Annotated in this window: 14 protein-coding genes; 7 read left to right on the forward strand and 7 right to left on the reverse strand. The window is 72.3% G+C overall.

The genetic code is table 11. The features are described 5' to 3' along the window. Positions 1-1266: 1266 nt before the first annotated feature. Genes ACFXKZ_RS22260 through ACFXKZ_RS22280 form a run of 5 tightly spaced genes read right to left on the reverse strand, consistent with a single transcriptional unit; the run spans position 1267 to position 6969 of the window. Positions 1267-2562 (reverse strand): DUF58 domain-containing protein, encoded by a 1296-nt coding sequence (locus ACFXKZ_RS22260; RefSeq protein WP_380002675.1) that lies wholly within the window; start codon positions 2560-2562, stop codon positions 1267-1269. 6 nt (positions 2563-2568) lie between these two features. After that, positions 2569-3537 (reverse strand): AAA family ATPase, encoded by a 969-nt coding sequence (locus tag ACFXKZ_RS22265; protein WP_380002677.1) that lies wholly within the window; start codon positions 3535-3537, stop codon positions 2569-2571. Then, on the reverse strand, positions 3534-4784 hold the full coding sequence (locus tag ACFXKZ_RS22270) for a DUF4350 domain-containing protein (RefSeq protein WP_380002678.1): 1251 nt from the start codon (positions 4782-4784) through the stop codon (positions 3534-3536). The genes ACFXKZ_RS22265 and ACFXKZ_RS22270 overlap by 4 nt, the downstream gene beginning before the upstream one ends. Further along, positions 4781-5452, reverse strand: coding sequence for a DUF4129 domain-containing protein (locus ACFXKZ_RS22275; protein WP_380002679.1), 672 nt, complete (start codon positions 5450-5452; stop codon positions 4781-4783). Before ACFXKZ_RS22275 ends, ACFXKZ_RS22270 begins: the two co-directional genes overlap by 4 nt. Beyond that, entirely contained in the window at positions 5449-6969 is a 1521-nt protein-coding gene (locus tag ACFXKZ_RS22280) for a hypothetical protein (RefSeq protein WP_380002680.1), read from the reverse strand. Before ACFXKZ_RS22280 ends, ACFXKZ_RS22275 begins: the two co-directional genes overlap by 4 nt. A gap of 362 nt (positions 6970-7331) precedes the next feature. On the opposite strand from ACFXKZ_RS22280, the gene mtrA reads away from it, so the two are divergent. From mtrA to ACFXKZ_RS22310, 6 genes are all read left to right on the forward strand, one after another. Further along, the gene (gene mtrA, locus ACFXKZ_RS22285; RefSeq protein ID WP_026219725.1) at positions 7332-8009 is read left to right on the forward strand and encodes an MtrAB system response regulator MtrA; all 678 of its coding nucleotides are present in this window, start codon (positions 7332-7334) and stop codon (positions 8007-8009) included. Between the two features lie 16 nt (positions 8010-8025). Next, entirely contained in the window at positions 8026-9822 is a 1797-nt protein-coding gene (mtrB, locus tag ACFXKZ_RS22290) for an MtrAB system histidine kinase MtrB (RefSeq protein ID WP_380002681.1), read from the forward strand. Further along, positions 9819-11594: an LpqB family beta-propeller domain-containing protein gene (locus tag ACFXKZ_RS22295; RefSeq protein ID WP_380002682.1), complete on the forward strand. Its 1776-nt coding sequence runs from the start codon at positions 9819-9821 to the stop codon at positions 11592-11594. Before mtrB ends, ACFXKZ_RS22295 begins: the two co-directional genes overlap by 4 nt. A gap of 653 nt (positions 11595-12247) precedes the next feature. Next, the gene (locus tag ACFXKZ_RS22300) at positions 12248-12613 is read left to right on the forward strand and encodes a phosphoribosyltransferase family protein (RefSeq protein ID WP_380003142.1); all 366 of its coding nucleotides are present in this window, start codon (positions 12248-12250) and stop codon (positions 12611-12613) included. Beyond that, positions 12501-13181: a ribosome hibernation-promoting factor, HPF/YfiA family gene (gene hpf / locus ACFXKZ_RS22305; RefSeq protein WP_380002683.1), complete on the forward strand. Its 681-nt coding sequence runs from the start codon at positions 12501-12503 to the stop codon at positions 13179-13181. Before ACFXKZ_RS22300 ends, hpf begins: the two co-directional genes overlap by 113 nt. A 219-nt stretch (positions 13182-13400) precedes the next feature. Further along, positions 13401-14111 (forward strand): response regulator transcription factor, encoded by a 711-nt coding sequence (locus ACFXKZ_RS22310; protein WP_246127381.1) that lies wholly within the window; start codon positions 13401-13403, stop codon positions 14109-14111. A 64-nt stretch (positions 14112-14175) separates the two neighbouring features. Here ACFXKZ_RS22310 and ACFXKZ_RS22315 read toward each other — a convergent pair whose 3' ends face one another. Together ACFXKZ_RS22315 and ACFXKZ_RS22320 are read right to left on the reverse strand one after the other, a co-directional pair. Continuing rightward, positions 14176-15384: a winged helix-turn-helix domain-containing protein gene (locus ACFXKZ_RS22315; RefSeq protein WP_380002684.1), complete on the reverse strand. Its 1209-nt coding sequence runs from the start codon at positions 15382-15384 to the stop codon at positions 14176-14178. 28 nt (positions 15385-15412) lie between these two features. Continuing rightward, entirely contained in the window at positions 15413-15943 is a 531-nt protein-coding gene (locus ACFXKZ_RS22320; protein ID WP_380002685.1) for a GNAT family N-acetyltransferase, read from the reverse strand. A gap of 138 nt (positions 15944-16081) precedes the next feature. Between ACFXKZ_RS22320 and secA the strand changes: the two genes are divergently transcribed. Next, the gene (gene secA / locus ACFXKZ_RS22325; protein WP_380002686.1) at positions 16082-18850 is read left to right on the forward strand and encodes a preprotein translocase subunit SecA; all 2769 of its coding nucleotides are present in this window, start codon (positions 16082-16084) and stop codon (positions 18848-18850) included. Positions 18851-18887 lie beyond the last annotated feature (37 nt).

The following is an 18887-nucleotide window of genomic DNA, read 5'->3' on the forward strand; positions in this document are numbered from 1 at the left end:
GGGTGGGGCTTGCGTCGGGGCGGGTGCCCGGGTCGGGGGAAAAGCGGCCCGCGGCGGGTGGCCGGGAGGGGGGTCGGGTTGGGTTCCGCCGGGCGGGCGTTCCCGAGTGGGTCGGGTTCCTCTTCGGCGTGTGTTGGGCTTGGGGTTGCGGGTGGCCGGTGCGGAGTCGGCCGAAGTGGGTGGTGGGCCGCCGCCGGCGCCGGGGATCCGAGACCGCCGGTCTTCGGCGAGGCGCGCGTGTTGCTCGGCGAAAACCGGCCGGCAGCAGGGAGCTGGAGGGGGCTCGGGTCGAGTCCTCCAGGCGGCCTTCCCGAGTGGGTCGGGCAAGGCATTTCGAGGCGCGGCAGACGTGTGTGGGTGGCGGGGGTTCACGAAACCGGACGGCGTGGGGTGTCGTGGCCTCGGTGGGAGAGAAAACCGCAGGTCAGCGGAGAAAGGGGAGCACTTGAGGTCTCTCGGGATCCGGTTTCGACTCTCGCTGGACACTTTCGGTCTCCTCAGTCGCTGCGAGTGGGCGGTTTTGGTCTCTGCAGCGGCGTTGACGGGGCCGGAGCGCACGAAACCGCCACTCGGCACCCGACTTTCCGCCCCGACAACGCAAAACCCCAGGTCACCGAGGCTCGAAGCCCACAACCACCCGCCCGGGAACCGGTTCTGAACCCCAGCCCCGCTCCCACGCCCCCCGACATCCCTGACCCACTCGGCAAGCTCCCCCGCAACCCAAGCACAAGCCCCGCCGAAACAAACCCGACCCACCCGCGAACGCACGACCGGCGGAACCCAACCCGACCCCCCTCCCGGCCACCCGCCGCCGGTCGCTTTTCCCCCGACCCGGGCACCCGCCCCGACGCAAGCCCACACCCCGAAGCCCACACCGGCGCCGGCCCACCCCCGCGACCCGAACCCGCCCCGCACCGGCCACCCGCAACCCCAAGCCCAACACACGCCGAAGAGGACCCGACCCACTCCGGAACGCACGACCGGCGGAACCCAACCCGACCCCCTCCTCTGCCACCCGCCGCGGGCCGCCTTTCCCCCGACCCGGGCACCCGCCCCGACACAAGCCCCACCCCGAAGCCCACACCCCGCCACCGGCCCACCCCCACGACCCGGATCAGGCCCGCACCAAGCAGGCCCGCAAGCAACAGCGCAACGGGCGCCGGAAGCGCTCGGCCCACTCGGGGAGGCGCCGAGGAACCCGAACGGGAGAACGGACACCTTGTTCCCGGTGGGTAGCGGTGATGGGTTCGCCCCGGCTTCGGGCTTCTACAACCGGCCCGCCAGCTTCAGCGCCAGGTACATGTCCGTGACCGCCGACGCCAGTTCGCCCGGCGGGGCGTCCACCACCGTGACGTTTCGGCGGCGGAGTTCGGCGGCTGTGGTGCGGCGTTCGGCCAACTCTTTTTCCGCGGCGGCGGCTTCGTAGACGGCGGTCGCGTCGCCTCGGTGGGCGGCCATGCGGGTGATCGCCGGGTCGGCGACCGCGGCCACGATCACCTCGTGTCGGGCGGCCAGTTGCGGGAGTACCGGCAGGATGCCTTCCTGGACCGCCTCGCGTTCCAGGCCGGTCATCAGCACGATCAGTGAGCGGCGCGGCGAGCGGCGGAGGATTTCCGCGACCAGGCCGCGGGCGTCGGGTTCGACCAACTCCGGTTCCAGCGTGGCCATTGCCTGGACGAAGGCGGGGAGTATCCCGTTTCGGGGCGCGCGGCGGACCTCGGCGCGGACCCGGCGGTCGTAGGCGAGCAGGTCGACCCGGTCGCCCGCGTGGTTGGCCACCGCCGTCAGCAGCAGGCTCGCGTCCATCGCGGCGTCCAGGCGCGGGATGTCGCCGATCCGGCCCGCGGAGGTGCGGCCGGTGTCCAGGACGACCAGGATGTGCCGGTCGCGTTCCGGGCGCCATGTGCGCACCACGACGCCCTGGTTGCGGGCGGAGGCGCGCCAGTCGATCGACTTCGCGTCGTCGCCGGGCACGTACTCGCGGAGCGTGTCGAATTCGGTGCCGGCGCCCCGGGTGAGCAGGGCCGAGCGGCCGTCGAGTTCGCGCAGGCGTTCCAGCTTGGAGGGGAGCAGGCGGCGGCTGGGGAAACCGGGCAGGACGCGCAGGCGCCACGGCACCAGGTGCGAGCCCTGCCGGGCGGCCAGGCCGAGTGGGCCGACGGAGCGCACGGTGACCCGGTGGGCGTGCCGGTCGCCGCGGCGGGTCGGGGTCATCGTGGTGGTGACCCGGCGGCGTTCGCCGGCGGGTACGGCCAGGTCGTGGCGCTGTGTGGTGGTGCCGGTGCTCGGCGGCCAGGCGTCGCGCAGTCGGCCGCGCAGCGCCCGGGTGCCGGGGTTGGTCACGGTCAGCGTCACCTCGGCGGGTTCGCCGAGGCGGACCGCGGTGTCGCCGGCGCGGGTGAAGGTCAGGTCGCGGACGCCGGCGGCGAGCAGCAGGTCGGTGAGTACGCCGAGCAGGAGCAGGCCCTCGACCACGGCCAGGCCGAGCAGCGAGGGCAGCAGCAGGCCGACCACCAATACGCCGATTGCCGCGGCCAGTACGGCGCGTCCGGTCAGGGCCATCGGCGGTTAACGCGGGACCGGGGTGTGGGCCAGTACGGAGTCGATCACCATGTCGGGGGTCACGCCCTCCATCTCGGCCTCGGCGCGCAGTCGGACCCGGTGGCGCAGCGCCGGGCGGGCCAGCGCCTTGACGTCGTCGGGGGTGACGTAGTCCCGGCCGGCGAGCCAGGCCCACGCGCGGGCGGCGGCCAGCAGTGCGGTGGCGCCGCGCGGGGAGACGCCCATGGCCAGCGACGGGGAGGTGCGGGTGGCCCGGCAGACGTCGACGACGTAGGCCAGCACCTCCGGCTCGACGCGCAGTTCGGCGACCGCTCGGCGGCCCGCGGCCAGATCGTCGGCGCCCGCCACGGGACGGACACCCGCGGCGGCGAGGTCGCGCGGGTCGAAACCCCCCGCGTGTCGGCGCAACACGGTGATCTCGTCGTCGCGTTCGGGCAGTGGCAGGGTGAGCTTGAGCAGGAACCGGTCCAACTGGGCCTCGGGCAGCGGGTAGGTGCCCTCGTACTCGATCGGGTTCTGCGTCGCGGCGACCAGGAACGGGTCGGGCAGCGGGCGGGTGGTGCCGTCGACCGAGACCTGCCGCTCCTCCATCGCCTCGAGCAGTGCGGCCTGGGTCTTGGGCGGGGTGCGGTTGATCTCGTCGGCGAGCAGCAGATTGGTGAACACCGGGCCCTCGCGGAACGAGAACGCGGCGGTGCGCGCGTCGTAGACCATCGAGCCGGTGACGTCGCCCGGCATCAGGTCCGGGGTGAACTGCACGCGGGTGGTGGTCAGTTCGAGGCTGCGGGCGAGGGCGCGCACCATCAGCGTCTTGGCCGTGCCGGGTACGCCCTCCAGGAGCACGTGGCCCCGGCACAACAGGGCGATCACCAGGCCGGTGACGGCGGCGTCCTGGCCGACCACGGCCTTGCCGATCTCGCCGCGCAGGGCTTCGAGGGCGTCGCGCGCCCCGCGGGTCTGCTCGGGTGCGCTCACGTCGTGCGTACCTGCCTTATCAGCGCGTCGAGGTCGGCGGACAGGGTGACGAGGGCCTCGTCGCTCTCCGGGATCGCACCGTACAACAGGGCGTGCACGTGTGCGGACGTGTGGTCGGTGCGGGCGGTGATCGCCGCGATCAGCGCGGCCTCGCCGGTGTCGGCGCCGAGCAGGCGCGCGAGGCGTTCGCGGGCGGCGGCGCGGAGCAGTTCGGCGGCCGTGTCCCGGGCCCGGCCGCGGCGGTACAGCCGGGCGCGGCCCTCGACGGTCTCGGCGGCGCGGACCACGACCGGCAGCGGTTCGGCCACGACCGGGCCCAGCCGGCGGGCCCGCCACAGCGCGAGCAGGACGGCGGCGACGGCCAGTTGGGCCGCCCCCCAGCGCCAGCCGGCGGGGAGCAGGTCCCACAACGAGTCGTCGGCGGGCGGGAGTTCGCCGCTGCCGGGCAGGTACCAGACCAGGCGCGGGTGGGCACCGAGCAGGTTCAGGGCCAGCGCGGCGTTGCCGTGCGCGTCCAGGCGGTCGTTGGTGAGCATGCCGCCGGAGCCGAGCACGACCGTGTCCCGGCCGGGGCCGGCCGGAGCGAGCACCAGGGTGGGCAGCCCCGCGTACGGGTAGCAGCCGGTGGCGGCGGGGAACGGGCCGATGTCGAAGCGCCCGCCGCCGACGTCGGCGCTGCCCGCGCGTTGTGCCGCCGGGAGCCGGCAGTCCGGATCCAGCTTGCGGCCGGAGGTGTCGCGGGCGGTGCGTACGCCGGGGGCCAGCGCGTCGAGGGCGGCCTCGTCGGGGCGGATCAGCACGGTGCGGGCCGGCGCGGCGGCGGCGAGGCGGGCCAGGTGCGCGTCGGTGAGCAGGTCGGGGTAGGCCACCACGAGCGTGGTGTCGGGGCGGATCGCCCGCTCCGCCTCGTCGGCCGAGCGGACCAGTTCCACCTCGACGCCTCGGGCGCGCAGCAGTTGGGCCACCGCCTTGCTGCCGGCCTTGCCGGTCGAGCGCGGGTCCAGGCGGCCCTCGTGGCGGTCGCCCTGGATCAGCACGAGGGCGGAGACGACGATGACCACGAGGGCGACCAGCGCGAGCGGGACGCGCAGGCGGCGCCAGGTCTGCTCGGCGGTGCGGCCGAGGGGGGCGGGCGGGGGCAGGGCGGGGCCGGATCCGGCGGTGCCCGAGGTATCTGAGTTGTCCGGCGCGGGGGAGTCCGGCTCCGCGGGGCTCGACGCGCCGGGGGCCGCCGGGTCGGCGCTCATCCGGGGATCCGTTCGGCGGCGCGTGGGCGGGCGGCGGCGCAGCGGGTGTCGAGGTCGCGCAACCGGTCGTCCAGGGCCCGGTCGGCGGTCCGGCCGCCGTAGTGCACGTCGTCGAAGATCGTGGCCGCGGCGCGCAGGTCCGCGGCGACCTCGGGCAGCACCCGACCGCCCTCGACGGCGGCCTCGTCGGCGGTGCGGCCCGGGCGTACGTCCAGCACGGCGCGTTCCTCCAGGTCCCGCACGATCGCGCGGAATCGTTCCCGGACCGCCTCGTCCCAGCGGCCGGCCGCGGCGTGCGCGTCGGCCGCGGCGCGGTGTCGGGCGGCCGGCATCGGGCCGTGCTCGCCGTACAGCGGCGACTCGGCGCGCCGGGCCGCGCGCAGCGGCCCGAGCCGCAGCCGCAGCAGGACGAGCGCGACGGCCGGCACGAGCACGATTACCGCGAGGCCGGTGAACCCGCCGGGGGTGTTGTCGCCCGCCCGGGAGAGCAGGTCGCCGAGGCGGTCGAAGAGCCAGTCCAGGATCCGGCGGAGCGGGTGGGGGTCGTCGCGGTGGTACTCGACCCGGGACAGCTCGTCCCGGGCGGCATCCCGCGCGTCGTCGCGCGGGATGTCCACCGGTTCCCAGTCCCGGGGCAGGAGCGGGAGCGCGAGCGCGAGTCGGGTCACGCGGGCGTGGGTCCCGCGGCCGACCCGGTGCCGGTCTCCTCGTCCAGGACGCCGGCCGCGCGGGCGAGTTCGAGGTCGAGTGCCTCGCGGCGGATGCGCTGGTCGATGTAGAGCAGCGCGGTCGCGCCGGCGGCGAACGGGTACAGCAGCGCGGAGGAGATCACCGCGCCGATGCCGGTGATCAGCAGGTCGACGAACGTGGGGTCGGGGATGTCGGACGTCTTGGAGGCGGTGATCGCCGTGAAGCCGTCGGAGAGGAGCAGGAACGGCATCTGGATGATGCCGCCGACGATCGCCATGATCAGCGAGATCAGCAGCAGGATGCCGCACACGCGCCACCACGAGCCGGTGACGAGCTTGCGCGAGCGCTCCAGAGCCTTGCGGACCGTCTGCTTCTCCAGCATCAGGACGGGCCCGGCGAGGGTGAGGCAGACGTACAGGTAGATCGCCGCGACGATGCCGCCGATCAGGCCGGGGAGCAGCAGCAGCGCGCCGAGCCCGTCGGCGCCGACGGCCAGCAGGGCCAGACCCGGCAGAATCGCCACGAGCAGCGTGCCGACCGGGACCAGCCAGGTCGCGAAGGTGACCCCGAGCAGGCGCGGCAGCAGTGGGCGGACCGCCTTCCAGGCCTGCGCCGCCGTCATGGACTTGGCGATCACCGCGCGGCTGACCACGACGGTGAGCATCCCGGTGGCGGCGATCTGGCCGAGGGTGGAGACCACGATCGGCACGATCAGGATGGCGAAGGTGTCGCGCAGGTAGCGCCACAACTCCTCCCCGGTGGGGTCGTCGGAGAGGTCGCCGGGGGAGAACTCGCGGTTGAGCAGCCAGGTGGCCGGTACTTCGAGGCACTGGGTGAGCAGGGCGATCACGACGGCGATGCCGATCATGACCTTCCAGTGGGTGCGCATCGCGGCGAACGCGCCGTCCAGGATCTCGCCGACGCTCAGCGGGCGCAGCGGGATCACGCCGGGCTTGGCGGCCTGGACGTAGGGGCCGTTCCAGCCGGGGGGCGCGCCCCAGAGGGGCTGGGTGCCGCCCCAGCGCGGGTCGGATGCGGCGCCGGGGTGATCGGCGCCCTGGTGCGGGGGTCCCCAGCCGGCGGCCGGGCCCTGGTGCGGCGGCCCCCAACCGGCGGCGGGGGGCTGGACCGGCGCCCAGCCCGGTGCGGGGGCCTGCGGTGCGGGCCGGTCGGACTCCGGGCCGGCGGGCTTGTCGAGCGAGGTCCGCCGGTCCGAGGCGGCCGGCCCGTCCGAGGCGGCGCGATCGTCCGCGGCCTCCGAGCGGTCCGAGGTGGCGGGACCGTTCGCCTCGACCGGCCCATCCGAGGACGCGGCCTCGCCCGAGGGGGTCGGCTCGGGGGCGGTCGGTCCATCCGCGGCCGGGGTCGGCTCGGCCGCCGCCGGCGGCGTTGCGGGCTCGGGCGCGGATCGGTCGGGTGACGTGGCGTCGTCCGCCGGGCGTGCTGCGTCCGGCCCCGGGGCGTCCGGGGTGGGCCGGCCGGGCGAGTCCGTCATGTCGATTGCGCTCCTCGTCCTGATGGGTGGTGACTCATCGTGGCATGCCCGTGTGGCCCCTTGGTGAACGGGCGGCCGGCGGATCCGAACGACGGGCCGGGCGGGCCGGCCGGGTGGACAACGACGGGCGCCCGGTCGCACGTTCCGGATGCCGCCCGGCGCGGGCCGCGAGGGTCGTGTCGGTGGCCCGAAACGTCCGTTGCGTGCCCGGTCGGGACGGCGTACCTTCCGGCATTCGGGGTGACTCCGCACTCCCTGGGCGTGCCAATCGTCAGAGAAAAGTACGTTTTGTCACCCGAGGACGCGGCCGGAATCGGTCGGATGAGTGCAGGTCACAATCCGGTAATGCGACGATGAGGCACATGAAGGGACGCGTCCTCATCGTTGACGACGACACCGCACTGTCCGAGATGCTCGGCATCGTGCTGCGTGGCGAAGGGTTCGAGCCGTCGTTCGTGGCGGACGGCGACAAGGCACTCCAGGCATTCCGGGACGTCAAACCGGACCTGGTGCTGCTCGACCTGATGCTGCCCGGCCGCGACGGCATCGACGTCTGCCGCCAGATCCGTGCCGAGTCCGGCGTGCCGATCGTGATGCTCACCGCCAAGAGCGACACGGTCGACGTCGTGGTCGGCCTGGAGTCCGGAGCAGACGACTATGTGATCAAACCGTTCAAGCCCAAGGAGCTTGTCGCTCGTGTGCGGGCCCGCCTGCGCAGAGCCGAGGAACCCACCCCGGAGCAACTGGTGATCGGCGATCTGGTGATCGACGTGGCCGGCCATGCCGTGAAGCGGGACGGGCAGAACATCGCACTGACCCCGCTGGAGTTCGACCTCCTTGTCGCACTCGCCCGCAAGCCCTGGCAGGTGTTCACCCGCGAGGTACTGCTCGAACAGGTCTGGGGATACCGACACGCGGCCGACACCCGCCTGGTGAACGTCCACGTCCAGCGGCTGCGCTCGAAGATCGAGCGTGACCCCGAGCGTCCGGAGACGGTGGTCACGGTGCGCGGGGTCGGCTACAAGGCGGGACCGGCCTGACCTTGAGATCGTCCCGGTGAGCACCGCACAGCGGTCGCCCTCCCCGTCGGCCTGGTCCCTCGCCCTGCGTCGTGTGCGCGGCGGCGTGGGCCGGGTCATGGCGCTGTGGAACAGATCGATCCAGTTCCGCGTCGTGGCCACCACCCTCGTGCTGTCCGTCGCCGTCACGGTGCTGCTCGGCGTGGTGGTGGTCGGCCAGGTCCGCAACGGCCTGCTCGACGCGAAGGTGGCCTCCGCCCGGTCCCAGGCCCAGGGCGGCTTCGCCGATGCCCGCGCGCAGGCCGACGAGATCGCCACCAGCCCGGGCCGGCACGTCCAGGTGCCCACCGGCATGCCCACCGGCATGCCCGCCGGCACGCCGGCCGGCGGCAACCGGGTCAACACCGGCGACTGGCTCAATGCGCTGGTCAAGCAGCTCTCCAGCGGCGGCCAGGGGGTGTACGACGTGGCCGCGACGAGTCAGGACACGGTGGACAGCCCACCCGGGTCCGGCCGCAGCCCCCGCGCGTCCGGCGACGTGGTCCCCGACGAAAGCGTGCCGGCCGAACTGCGCCGCGAGGTCGGCCTCAAACACGGGGTGGCGCTGCTCCAGTACACCCAGATCGTGCGCGAGAGCCAGCACGGCGAGGGTCCGGCGGAGACCACCCGCGAGGCCGGCCTGGTGGTCGGCGCCCAGTTGGAGGACCCCGACGGGGGGTCGTACCAGCTGTACTACTTCTTCTCCTTCGGTCCCGAGGAGAAGACCCTGGGCCTGGTGCGCAGCACGCTGGCCACCGCCGGGGTCTTCCTCGTGCTGCTCCTGGTGGCGATCGCGGCGCTGGTGACCCGATGGGTGGTCACCCCGGTGCGGATGGCGGCCCGGATCGCCGAGCGGTTGGCGGCGGGCCGGCTGGAGGAGCGGATGCGGGTGGTCGGCGCGGACGACCTGGCCCGGCTGGGCTCGTCGTTCAACAAGATGGCGTCCAACCTGCAGAACCAGATCAGACAGCTGGAGGAGTTGTCCCGGGTGCAGCGCCGGTTCGTCTCCGACGTCTCGCACGAACTGCGCACTCCGCTGACCACCGTGCGGATGGCCGCCGACGTGCTGCACGAGGCGCGCGAGGACTTCGACCCGGCCACCCGGCGCTCGGCCGAACTGTTGCAGAACCAGCTGGACCGGTTCGAGGCGCTGCTGTCGGACCTGTTGGAGATCAGCCGGTTCGACGCGGGCGCGGCGGTGCTCGACGCCGAGCCGGTGGACCTGCGCGACCTGGTGCGCCGGGTGGTGGAGGGCGCCGAGCCGCTGGCCGAGCGGCGCGGCAGTCGGCTCGTGGTGCGCGTGCCGGACAAGCCGTGCGTGGCCGAGGTCGATCCCCGGCGGATCGACCGGGTGCTGCGCAATCTGGTGGTCAACGCGATCGAGCACGGCGAGGGGCACGACGTGGTGGTCACCGTCGCCGCCGGCGAGGACTCGGTCGCGGTGGCCGTGCGCGACTACGGCGTGGGCCTCAAGCCCGGCGAGTCCTCGCTGGTGTTCGCCCGGTTCTGGCGGGCCGACCCGGCCAGGGCGCGGACCACCGGCGGCACCGGCCTGGGCCTGTCCATTGCGCTCGAGGACGCGCATCTGCACGGCGGCTGGCTCCAGGCCTGGGGCGAGCCGGGCGGCGGCTCGCAGTTCCGGCTGAGCCTGCCCAAGACCGCGGGCGGCGAGCTGGTGCGCTCCCCGCTGCCGTTGGAGCCCGAGGACTCGCGGGCCAATCGGGGCCTGGGTCCGGCGGGCTCGCCGTATCGGCGCGGCGTACGTACGGCCGGTTCCGCGGGAGGCAGTCGATGAGGCGGATCACCCCGTTCCTGGCCCTGGTGTGCGTGCTGTGCGCGCTCAGTGCGTGTGCGTCGATGCCGCACAGCGGCAGTGTGCGCGAGGCGGCCAAGGGCGGCACCAAGGACCAGGGCCCGGAGCAGCAGGTGCGGGTGTTCGCCGTGCCGCCCAAGCCCGGCGAGCAGCCGCACGGCATGGTGGCCGGCTTCCTGGAGGCGGTCACCAGCGACGAACCCGACTACACCACCGCGCGCGCCTACCTGACCCCGGAGGCCCGGGCCAAGTGGGTGCCCACGCGCGAGGTCGTGGTGCTCAACACGATCGCGAAGATCGAACTCGTGGCCGGCGCCGACGAGCGGACCTATCGGGCCGAGGTCTCCGGCACCCGGGTGGGCACCGTCGACAGCCGCAACGCCTACCAGCCCGAACAGCAGGCGGGCGCGCCCTACCTGGCCACCCTGCAATTGCGCCTGGGCAGCGACAACCAGTGGCGGATCGCCGACCTGCCCGACGGGCTGATCCTGTCCAACGCCGAGTTCCACCGGATCTACCGGTCGGTCAACACCTACTGGTTCGCCACCTCGATGCCGCTGGGCCAGGACGTCCTGGTGCCCGATCCGGTCTATCTGCGCAGCCGGGTGGGACTGACCTCGGCGCTGGTGCGGCAACTGGTGAACGGTCCCACCGACTGGCTGCGGCCGGTGGTGGAGACCGCCTTCCCCGCCGGTACCGAGCCCGCCGACCGGGTGGTGTCGATCGAGGACAACCGCACCGCCCGGGTCCAGCTCAACCGGCAGGCCAGACTCGCGCAGGGCAAGGGCTGCGAGCGCATGGCCGCGCAACTGCTGTTCACGCTGCGCCAGGTATCGGGGGTGGACTCGGTCTCGATCACCGGAGGCGGCGCGCCGATGTGCCTGCTCTCCGACGACGACGCGGCGCACTACGACCCCACGCGGGCGGCCAAGACGCCCGGGCCCACCGGCTACTTCATCGCCAAGGGCGGCATGGTCAACGTGGTGCCCGGCGCGAACGGCAACCCGCCCGCGCTGCCGGGACCCTTCGGCGACGGCACCTACAAGGTGGACCAGATCGCCGTCTCGCGGGACCAGTTCCGGCGCCGGATCGCGGGCATCGACACCGGCGGGCGCAAGTTGTGGGTCGGCGACGTGGACGGTCACGGCGAGGCCCAGGAGTGGCTGAACACCTCGCCCGGGTCGTTGTCGAGCCCGACCTGGGACGGCCGCGGCGTGTTGTGGGCGCTGGATCACACCAAGAACGCCGAGCAGGTGCTGGCGCTGTACGAGGACGAGCGGCGCCAGGTCACCAAGGTCGCGGTCGACGTGGAGGGCATCACCGCGGCCCGGATCACCGACCTGCGGTTGTCCTCGGACGGTGTGCGGGCGGCGCTGGTCCTGAACACCGGGCAGGTGCTGGTCGGCCGGGTCGAGCGGCGCGTGAGCAACGGGGTGCCGGCCATCACCATCGCCGCGCCGCGCTCGGTGCTGCCCTCGTTGGTCGAGGTCAAGGCGATCTCGTGGAACGGTCCGGACCGGCTGGTGGTGCTGGGCAAGGAGGGCCAGGGCGCGCTGCAGCCGCAGATCGTGGACATCGACGGCGGCATCTCGATCTCGGTCGCCTCGGTCAACGGCATGCTGCACATCGCCGCGCCGGACGGCGCCGACCAGCCGCTGCTGGCCGACTCCGGTGAGCAGAACATCTACCAGCTGTCCCAGGGCAACAACTGGATCAAGGTGCACAGCGGCACGTACCCGGTCTACCCGGGGTAGCGCGCCCGCCCGGAGCCCGTCCGCGCCCACGGCCCGCCCCCGCCCCGGGGCCCATCCGCCACGGCGCGCCATGACCGGATCGGGTGGTTGCGCGTGCGGCCGGTCCGTTTCGGGGCCGGGCGTGCGAGCTTGGGGGTATGGAACGGCGTCGGGTGCTCGCGACATGGGCCGACCTGGTGTTGCCCGTGTGCTGCGCGGGCTGCGCCGCACCCGGCGCGCAGTTGTGCGCCGCCTGTCGGGGGGTGTTCCTCCCGGCGCCGCGGCCGGCCGACCCGGTGCCCGCGCCCGAGGGGCTGCCGCCCGTACATGCGGTCGCCGCCTACCAGGGGCCGGTGCGCTCGGTGCTCGCCGCCTACAAGGAGCACGGCGCGCGCCGCCTGGCCCGCCCCCTGGGGGATGCGCTGGCCCGGGCGGTGACCGCCGGTCTCGCCGACGGGGCCGGTCCGTGCCTGTTGGTCCCGGTGCCCTCGACCCGCGCCGCGGTGCGTCGGCGCGGTCGGGACGCCACGAGGGAGCTGGCGCTGCGCGCGGCCGGCCGATTGCGCGCGACCGGGGTCCCTGCACGGGTGCTCCCGGCACTGCGACATACCCGTCGGATCCTGGACCAGGCGGGCCTTTCGGCACATGAACGGAGGATGAACGTCCGCCGATCAATGATCGTTTCGGACAGGTTGGCGCCCTTGTTTACGGGCATTAGTGTGGTGATCGTCGTCGATGATGTTTGCACCACCGGCGCAACTCTCGCGGAGGCGACCCGTGCGGTCCGAGCCGTGGGAGGGCGAGTCGAGGCGGCGGCCGTGGTGGCCGCGACCGCCCGGCGGCGCGGGACGGAGCAGGGCCGTCGGCGACCTGGTCGGTCGGATGGGTGCCCACCCCTCCGGCATGGCGCAATGGATGGAGTTCTGCGTGGACATTGTCGTCAAGGGCCGCAAGACCGAGGTACCCGAGCGTTTTCGCAAGCACTGTGTCGAGAAGCTGGACAAGATCCGCAAGCTCGACGACAAGGTGATCAGCGTTGACGTGGAGGTGACCAAGGAGCGGAACCCGCGGCTGGCGGAGCGCTCGGACCGGGTGGAGATCACGCTGAACACGCGTGGCCCCGTCATCCGGGGCGAAGCCGCCGCGTCCGACCCCTACGCCGCACTCGACCTGGCGTGCGCGAGACTCGAGGCACAGTTGCGCAAGGCCGCCGATCGGCGGCGCGTGCACCATGGTCACCGCTCCCCCGTCTCGGTGGGCGCGGCCACTGCGGAGATCAATCACGCCGACCGGCTCAATGGGGCCGTGGTGGCGTCCGCGGAAGACATCGAGGCGGTGAAGAACGGCGAATTGAGGCCCCAGCCGCACATGGCGGGCCCGATCGAGGTGGATGGCGAAGGCCCCCTCGTGGTTCGCGAGAAGGTACACGCCGGGCGTCCGATGGCGCTCGACCAGGCGCTGTACGAGATGGAGTTGGTAGGCCACGACTTCTATCTGTTCATCGATTCGAGCACCAGGTGGCCGAGTGTGGTGTACCGCCGGCACGGCTACGACTACGGTGTGATCCACCTCAAGCCCGAGGACCGCGAGGACGGCGGACCGCAGTAGTCGCGGTCGGGCCGTCGCCGCGCGCCCTCTGGTCGTGATTCGACGCCGAAACCCCTCGGGGTTTCGGCGTCGGTTGCGTCTTCGACCCTGGCGTTCCCTGGCGAATGTTCCGCTTCGCAAGTACGTTCCGCACATAACGCCCATCAGGGCCTGGCGTCGTGGCGATCACGTGGGATCATGTCCTGGACACGGATCGTGCCGACCCAGGGGGGAAACACGGTGGGTGAACAGTCTGTTCCGGCCCGCGTGGAGCACGGCTCAGCGGGCGAACCGATTCGCGTGCTGGTGGTCGACGATCACGATCTGTTTCGCCGGGGTCTGGACATCGTGCTCGCGCCGGAGCCCGATATCACCGTGGTCGGCGAGGCCGGGGACGGCGCCGAGGCGCTGGAGGCCGCGCAGGACCTGCTGCCCGACATCGTCCTGATGGACGTGCGCATGCCCAGACGCGGCGGCATCGAGGCGTGCACCGCGATCAAGGAGGTCGCGCCCAGCACTCAGATCATCATGTTGACGATGAGTGAGGAAGAGGCCGACCTCTACGACGCGATCAAGGCCGGCGCCACCGGTTATCTGCTCAAGGAGATCTCGCACGGCGAGGTGGCCTCGGCGATTCGCGCGGTGGCCGACGGGCAGTCGCAGATCAGCCCGTCGATGGCGGTCAAGCTGCTGACCGAGTTCAAGTCGATGAGCCGGCGCGACGACGAGCGCCGCCTGGTGCCGGCGCCGCGGCTGACCGACCGCGAGATCGAGGTGCTGCGCCTGGTGGCCACCGGGCGCAACAACCGCGACATCGCCAAGCAGTTGTTCATCAGCGAGAACACCGTGAAGAACCACGTGCGCAACATCCTCGAGAAATTGCAGCTGCATTCGCGCATGGAGGCCGTGGTCTACGCGATGCGGGAGAAGATCCTGGAGATCGGCGACTGAACCGGGGCGCCTCCCGGGCGGGCCCGGATCGGCCGGACGCGGACGCCCGGCCGATCCCGGCCGGTCAGCCCGCGAGCAGCGCGGTCAGCCGCGCGCGGGTGCTCTCGTGGTCCAGCGCCTCGATCCGTACGTCGTCGCACCCCACCCACCCGGCGGCCGCGCGCAGCGCGTCGGCCGCGCCGACCAGCACCCGCTCGCCGACCGCGGCGCCGGCCTCGAAGGACATGCGCCGGGCCACCAGGGTGCGTCCCTCCCGGGCCGGGTCCACCCGGCCGACCAGCCGCCCGCCCGCCAGGATCGGCGTCACGAAGTAGCCGTGCACCCGCTTGGCGGCGGGCACGTACGCCTCCAGGCGGTGTTCGAAGCCGCCGAACACCCGGGCGGTGCGCGGGCGATCCCACACCAGCGAGTCGAACGGCGACAACAGCGTGGCGCGATGACGCCCACGCGGCGGTGCGGCGAGCGCGTCGGGGTCGGCCCACGCGCCCTCGCGGGCGGCCCGTTCGCCCCAGCCCGCGACCGCAACCGGGACCAGGCCGCTGCCGGGCAGGGCGGCGTCGACCTGGGCCCGGGTCAGCCGGTACTGGTCCATCAGGTCGGCCCGGGTGGCCACGCCGAGCTGTCGGCCGGCCAGGCGCACCAGGCGGCGCAGGCACTCCGCGTCGTCGGGCTCCTCGGCGAGCAGGGCCGCCGGGACCACACGTTCCGGCAGGTCGTACACCCGCTTCCAGCCGTTGCGGCGCACGCAGACCACGTCGCCGAAGGCCAGCGCGCGCTCGACGGCGATCTTGGTCTCGCTCCAGTCCCACCACTCGCCCTTGTTCTTGGCCCCGCCCAGCGCGGTCGCGGTGAGCGGGCCCTCGGCGCGCAGGCGTTTCAGGACGGTGTCGAACGACTCCTTCGACACCTGATGACCCCACAGCCGGCCGCGGCCTCGGTAGTGCCGGCGGCGGAAGGCGAAGTCCGGCCACGTCGACATCGGCAGCACACACGCCGCGTGCGACCAGTATTCGAACGCGGTCTCGCCGGACCAGTAGGCGCTCTCGACGGTGGAGCGGCCGACCGGGCCGAGCCGGGAGTAGGGCACCAGCTCGTGTGAGCGGGCCAGTGTGGAGATGGTGTCGAGTTGTACCGCGCCCAGCGAGTGCAGCACGCCGAGCACGCCCGCCCGGCGATCGGGGGCACCCAGCAGGCCCTGCGCGGCCAGCACGATGCGGCGGGCCTCGTCGGCGGTCAGCTCGGCGTCCGGCGTGAAGGTCGGCTGTGAGGTCATGGCCGCCACCTTAGAACGTATGTTCGCATCAGGTGTCCGTGGCGAGCCGGGCGTGCAGATGTACGTCGGTGAACTCCTCGCCGAAGCCGGTGAGGCAGCCCCGCAGTACTCCTTCGAGTGCATATCCCGACGCGTTCGCGACCGCGCACGAGGCGGAGTTGGCCACCGCGTGGCGCAGTTCCAGGCGATGCAGATCCAGCGCGCCGAACGCCCAGCGGGTGAGCGCGCCGACCCCGTGCCGGGCGACCCCGCGACCGCGCGCGGACTTCAGCGTCCAGTAGCCGACCTCGGCCGTGCGCCACTGCGGCGACACCTTCCACAGCGCCACATGGCCGTGGACCTCGCCGCTCACCGCGTCCATCACCGCGAACGACGGCCCCTCGCCGCTCGCCCATCGCTGCTCGCGCGCGGCCAGCCACGCGTGTGGATCCTCGTCCTCGGGCACCGGTGGGCGGTGCGCGATCAGCTCGTCGGCGAGCGCGCCGGCGATCACGTCGACGTCGTGTTCGTTCCAGGGCCGGAGCTGAAAGCGTCCCGCCGCGATCTCCACAGGTTCCATGCCGGTCACTGTGCCGGCCCGCGAGGCTCGATCGGGCTTGCCTCCTCGCATACGATGGCCGTATCGGCGGGACGGGCCCCGCCGTGCCGTCACGTCCGAAAGGCGGGCGGGCGCCGTCGGGCAAGGAGCTCATCCAGCGTGTCTATCTTCGACAAGGTCCTGCGCGCCGGCGAGGGCAAAATCCTGCGCAAGCTCAACCGCATCGCAGATCAGATCGAGTCGATCGAAGACGACTTCAAGGACCTCTCCGACGCCGAGCTGCGCGCGCTGACGGACGAGTACAAGCAGCGCTACGCCGATGGGGAATCCCTCGACGACCTGCTTCCGGAAGCCTTCGCCACGGTGCGCGAGGCCGCGCGCCGCACGCTCGGTCAGCGGCACTACAAGGTGCAGCTGATGGGCGGTGCCGCGCTGCACCTGGGCAACATCGCCGAGATGCGCACCGGCGAGGGCAAGACCCTGGTGTCCACCCTGCCCGCCTACCTCAACGCCATCGCCGGCGAGGGTGTGCACGTGGTGACGGTCAACGACTACCTCGCCGAGCGCGACTCGGAGTGGATGGGTCGCGTGCACCGCTTCCTCGGTCTGACCGTGGGCTGCATCCTGGCCAACATGCCCCCGCACGAGCGGCGCAAGGCGTACGGCTACGACATCACGTACGGCACCAACAACGAGTTCGGCTTCGACTACCTGCGCGACAACATGGCGTGGTCGGCCGACGAGCTGGTGCAGCGCGGCCACTTCTTCGCCGTGGTCGACGAGGTCGACTCGATCCTCGTCGACGAGGCCCGCACCCCGCTGATCATCTCCGGCCCGGCCGACCAGGCCACGAAGTGGTACGCCGACTTCGCGACCATGGTCAAGCGGCTCAAGCGCGGCGAGGCCGCGAACCCGCTCAAGGGCATCGAGGAGACCGGCGACTACGACGTCGACGAGAAGAAGCGCACCGTCGCCATCCACGAGTCCGGCGTCGCCCGGGTCGAGGACTACCTGGGCATCGACAACCTCTACGAGGCGGTCAACACCCCGCTGGTCGGCTACCTGAACAACGCCATCAAGGCGAAGGAGCTGTACAAGCGGGACAAGGAGTACGTCGTCGTGGACGGCGAGGTGCTGATCGTCGACGAGCACACCGGCCGCATCCTCGCCGGTCGCCGCTACAACGAGGGCATGCACCAGGCGATCGAGGCCAAGGAGGGGGTGGACATCAAGGACGAGAACCAGACCCTTGCCACCGTCACCCTCCAGAACTTCTTCCGCCTGTACAAGAAGCTCGGCGGCATGACCGGTACCGCGATGACCGAGGCCGCCGAGTTCCACCAGATCTACAAGCTCGGCGTGGTGCCCATCCCCACCCACCGTTCGGTGCAGCGCGTGGACCAGTCCGACCTCGTGTACAAGACCGAGGAGGCCAAGTTCAACGCGGTGGTCGAGGACATCACGCAAAAGCACGAGAAGGGCCAGCCGGTCCTGGTCGGCACCACCAGCGTGGAGAAGTCCGAATACCTGTCGGCCCAGCTGCGCAAGCGTGGCGTGCCGCACGAGGTGCTGAACGCCAAGCACCACGAGCGCGAGGCGCAGATCGTCGCGCAGGCCGGCCGCAAGGGCGCGGTCACGGTGGCCACCAACATGGCCGGCCGAGGCACCGACATCATGCTCGGCGGCAACCCGGACCACCTCGCCGCGGCCGAACTCGCGCAGCGCGGGCTGACCCCGACCGAGACGCCGGAGGAGTACGAGGCGGCCTGGCCGGAGGCGCTGGAGAAGGCCAAGAAGGCGGTCAAGGCGGAGCACGAGGAGGTCTCCGACCTCGGCGGGCTGTACGTGCTCGGCACCGAGCGGCACGAGTCCCGCCGGATCGACAACCAGCTGCGCGGTCGTTCCGGGCGCCAGGGCGACCCGGGTGAGTCGCGGTTCTACCTGTCGCTGGGCGACGACCTGATGCGCCTGTTCAAGGCCAACATCGTCGAGCGGGTGCTGACCCTGGCCAACGTGCCCGAGGACCAGCCGATCGAGTCGAAGATGGTCTCGAACGCGATCAAGTCCGCGCAGACCCAGGTCGAGCAGCAGAACTTCGAGATCCGCAAGAACGTGCTCAAGTACGACGAGGTGCTGAACCGGCAGCGCGAGGTGATCTACGGCGAGCGCCGCCGGGTGCTCGCGGGGGAGAACCTGCAGGAGCAGATCGGGCACTTCATCGACGACACCGTCGAGGCGTACGTGCACGGTGCGACCGAGGGCTTCGCGGAGGAGTGGGACCTCGAGAAGTTGTGGGCCAACCTCAAGCGGCTGTACCCGGTCAGCATCACGATCGAGGAGGTCGAGGAGGAGTTCGGCGACCGCTCGGAGCTGGACACCGAGCAGCTGGTCGAACTGCTCCGGGCCGACGCCCAGGCCGCCTACGCGCTGCGTGAGGAGAAGCTGGGCGAGGAGGTCATGCGCGAGCTGGAGCGGCGGGTCATCCTGTCGGTGCTGGACCGCCGGTGGCGCGAGCACCTGTACGAGATGGACTACCTCCAGGAGGGCATCGGCCTGCGGGCGATGGCGCAGCGCGACCCGCTGGTGGAGTACCAGCGCGAGGGCTTCGACATGTTCAACGCCATGATGGAGGGCATCAAGGAGGAGTCGGTCGGCTACCTCTTCAACGTCGAGGTCGAGATCGAGCAGGTGCCGGAGGCGCCGAGCATCTCGATCGACAAGGCCGCGCCGCTGCCGGAGATCCACGCGAAGGGCCTGGACGCGCCCCAGCGGCCGGCGCACCTGCAGTACAGCGCGCCCACGATCGACGGCGAGGGTGGTGTGATCACCTCCGAGGAGAACTTCGACGAGGACGCGGACGAGGTCGAGGAGGGCGCGACGCGGGCCGAGCGGCGGCGGGCGCAGCGGGCGAAGCGGAAGAAGAAGTAGGCGGGTCCTCATGCGCCGGACGGGCTGAGGGGACGCC

It is taken from the genome of Embleya sp. NPDC059237 (assembly GCF_042754105.1).
Lineage (GTDB): Bacteria > Actinomycetota > Actinomycetes > Streptomycetales > Streptomycetaceae > Embleya.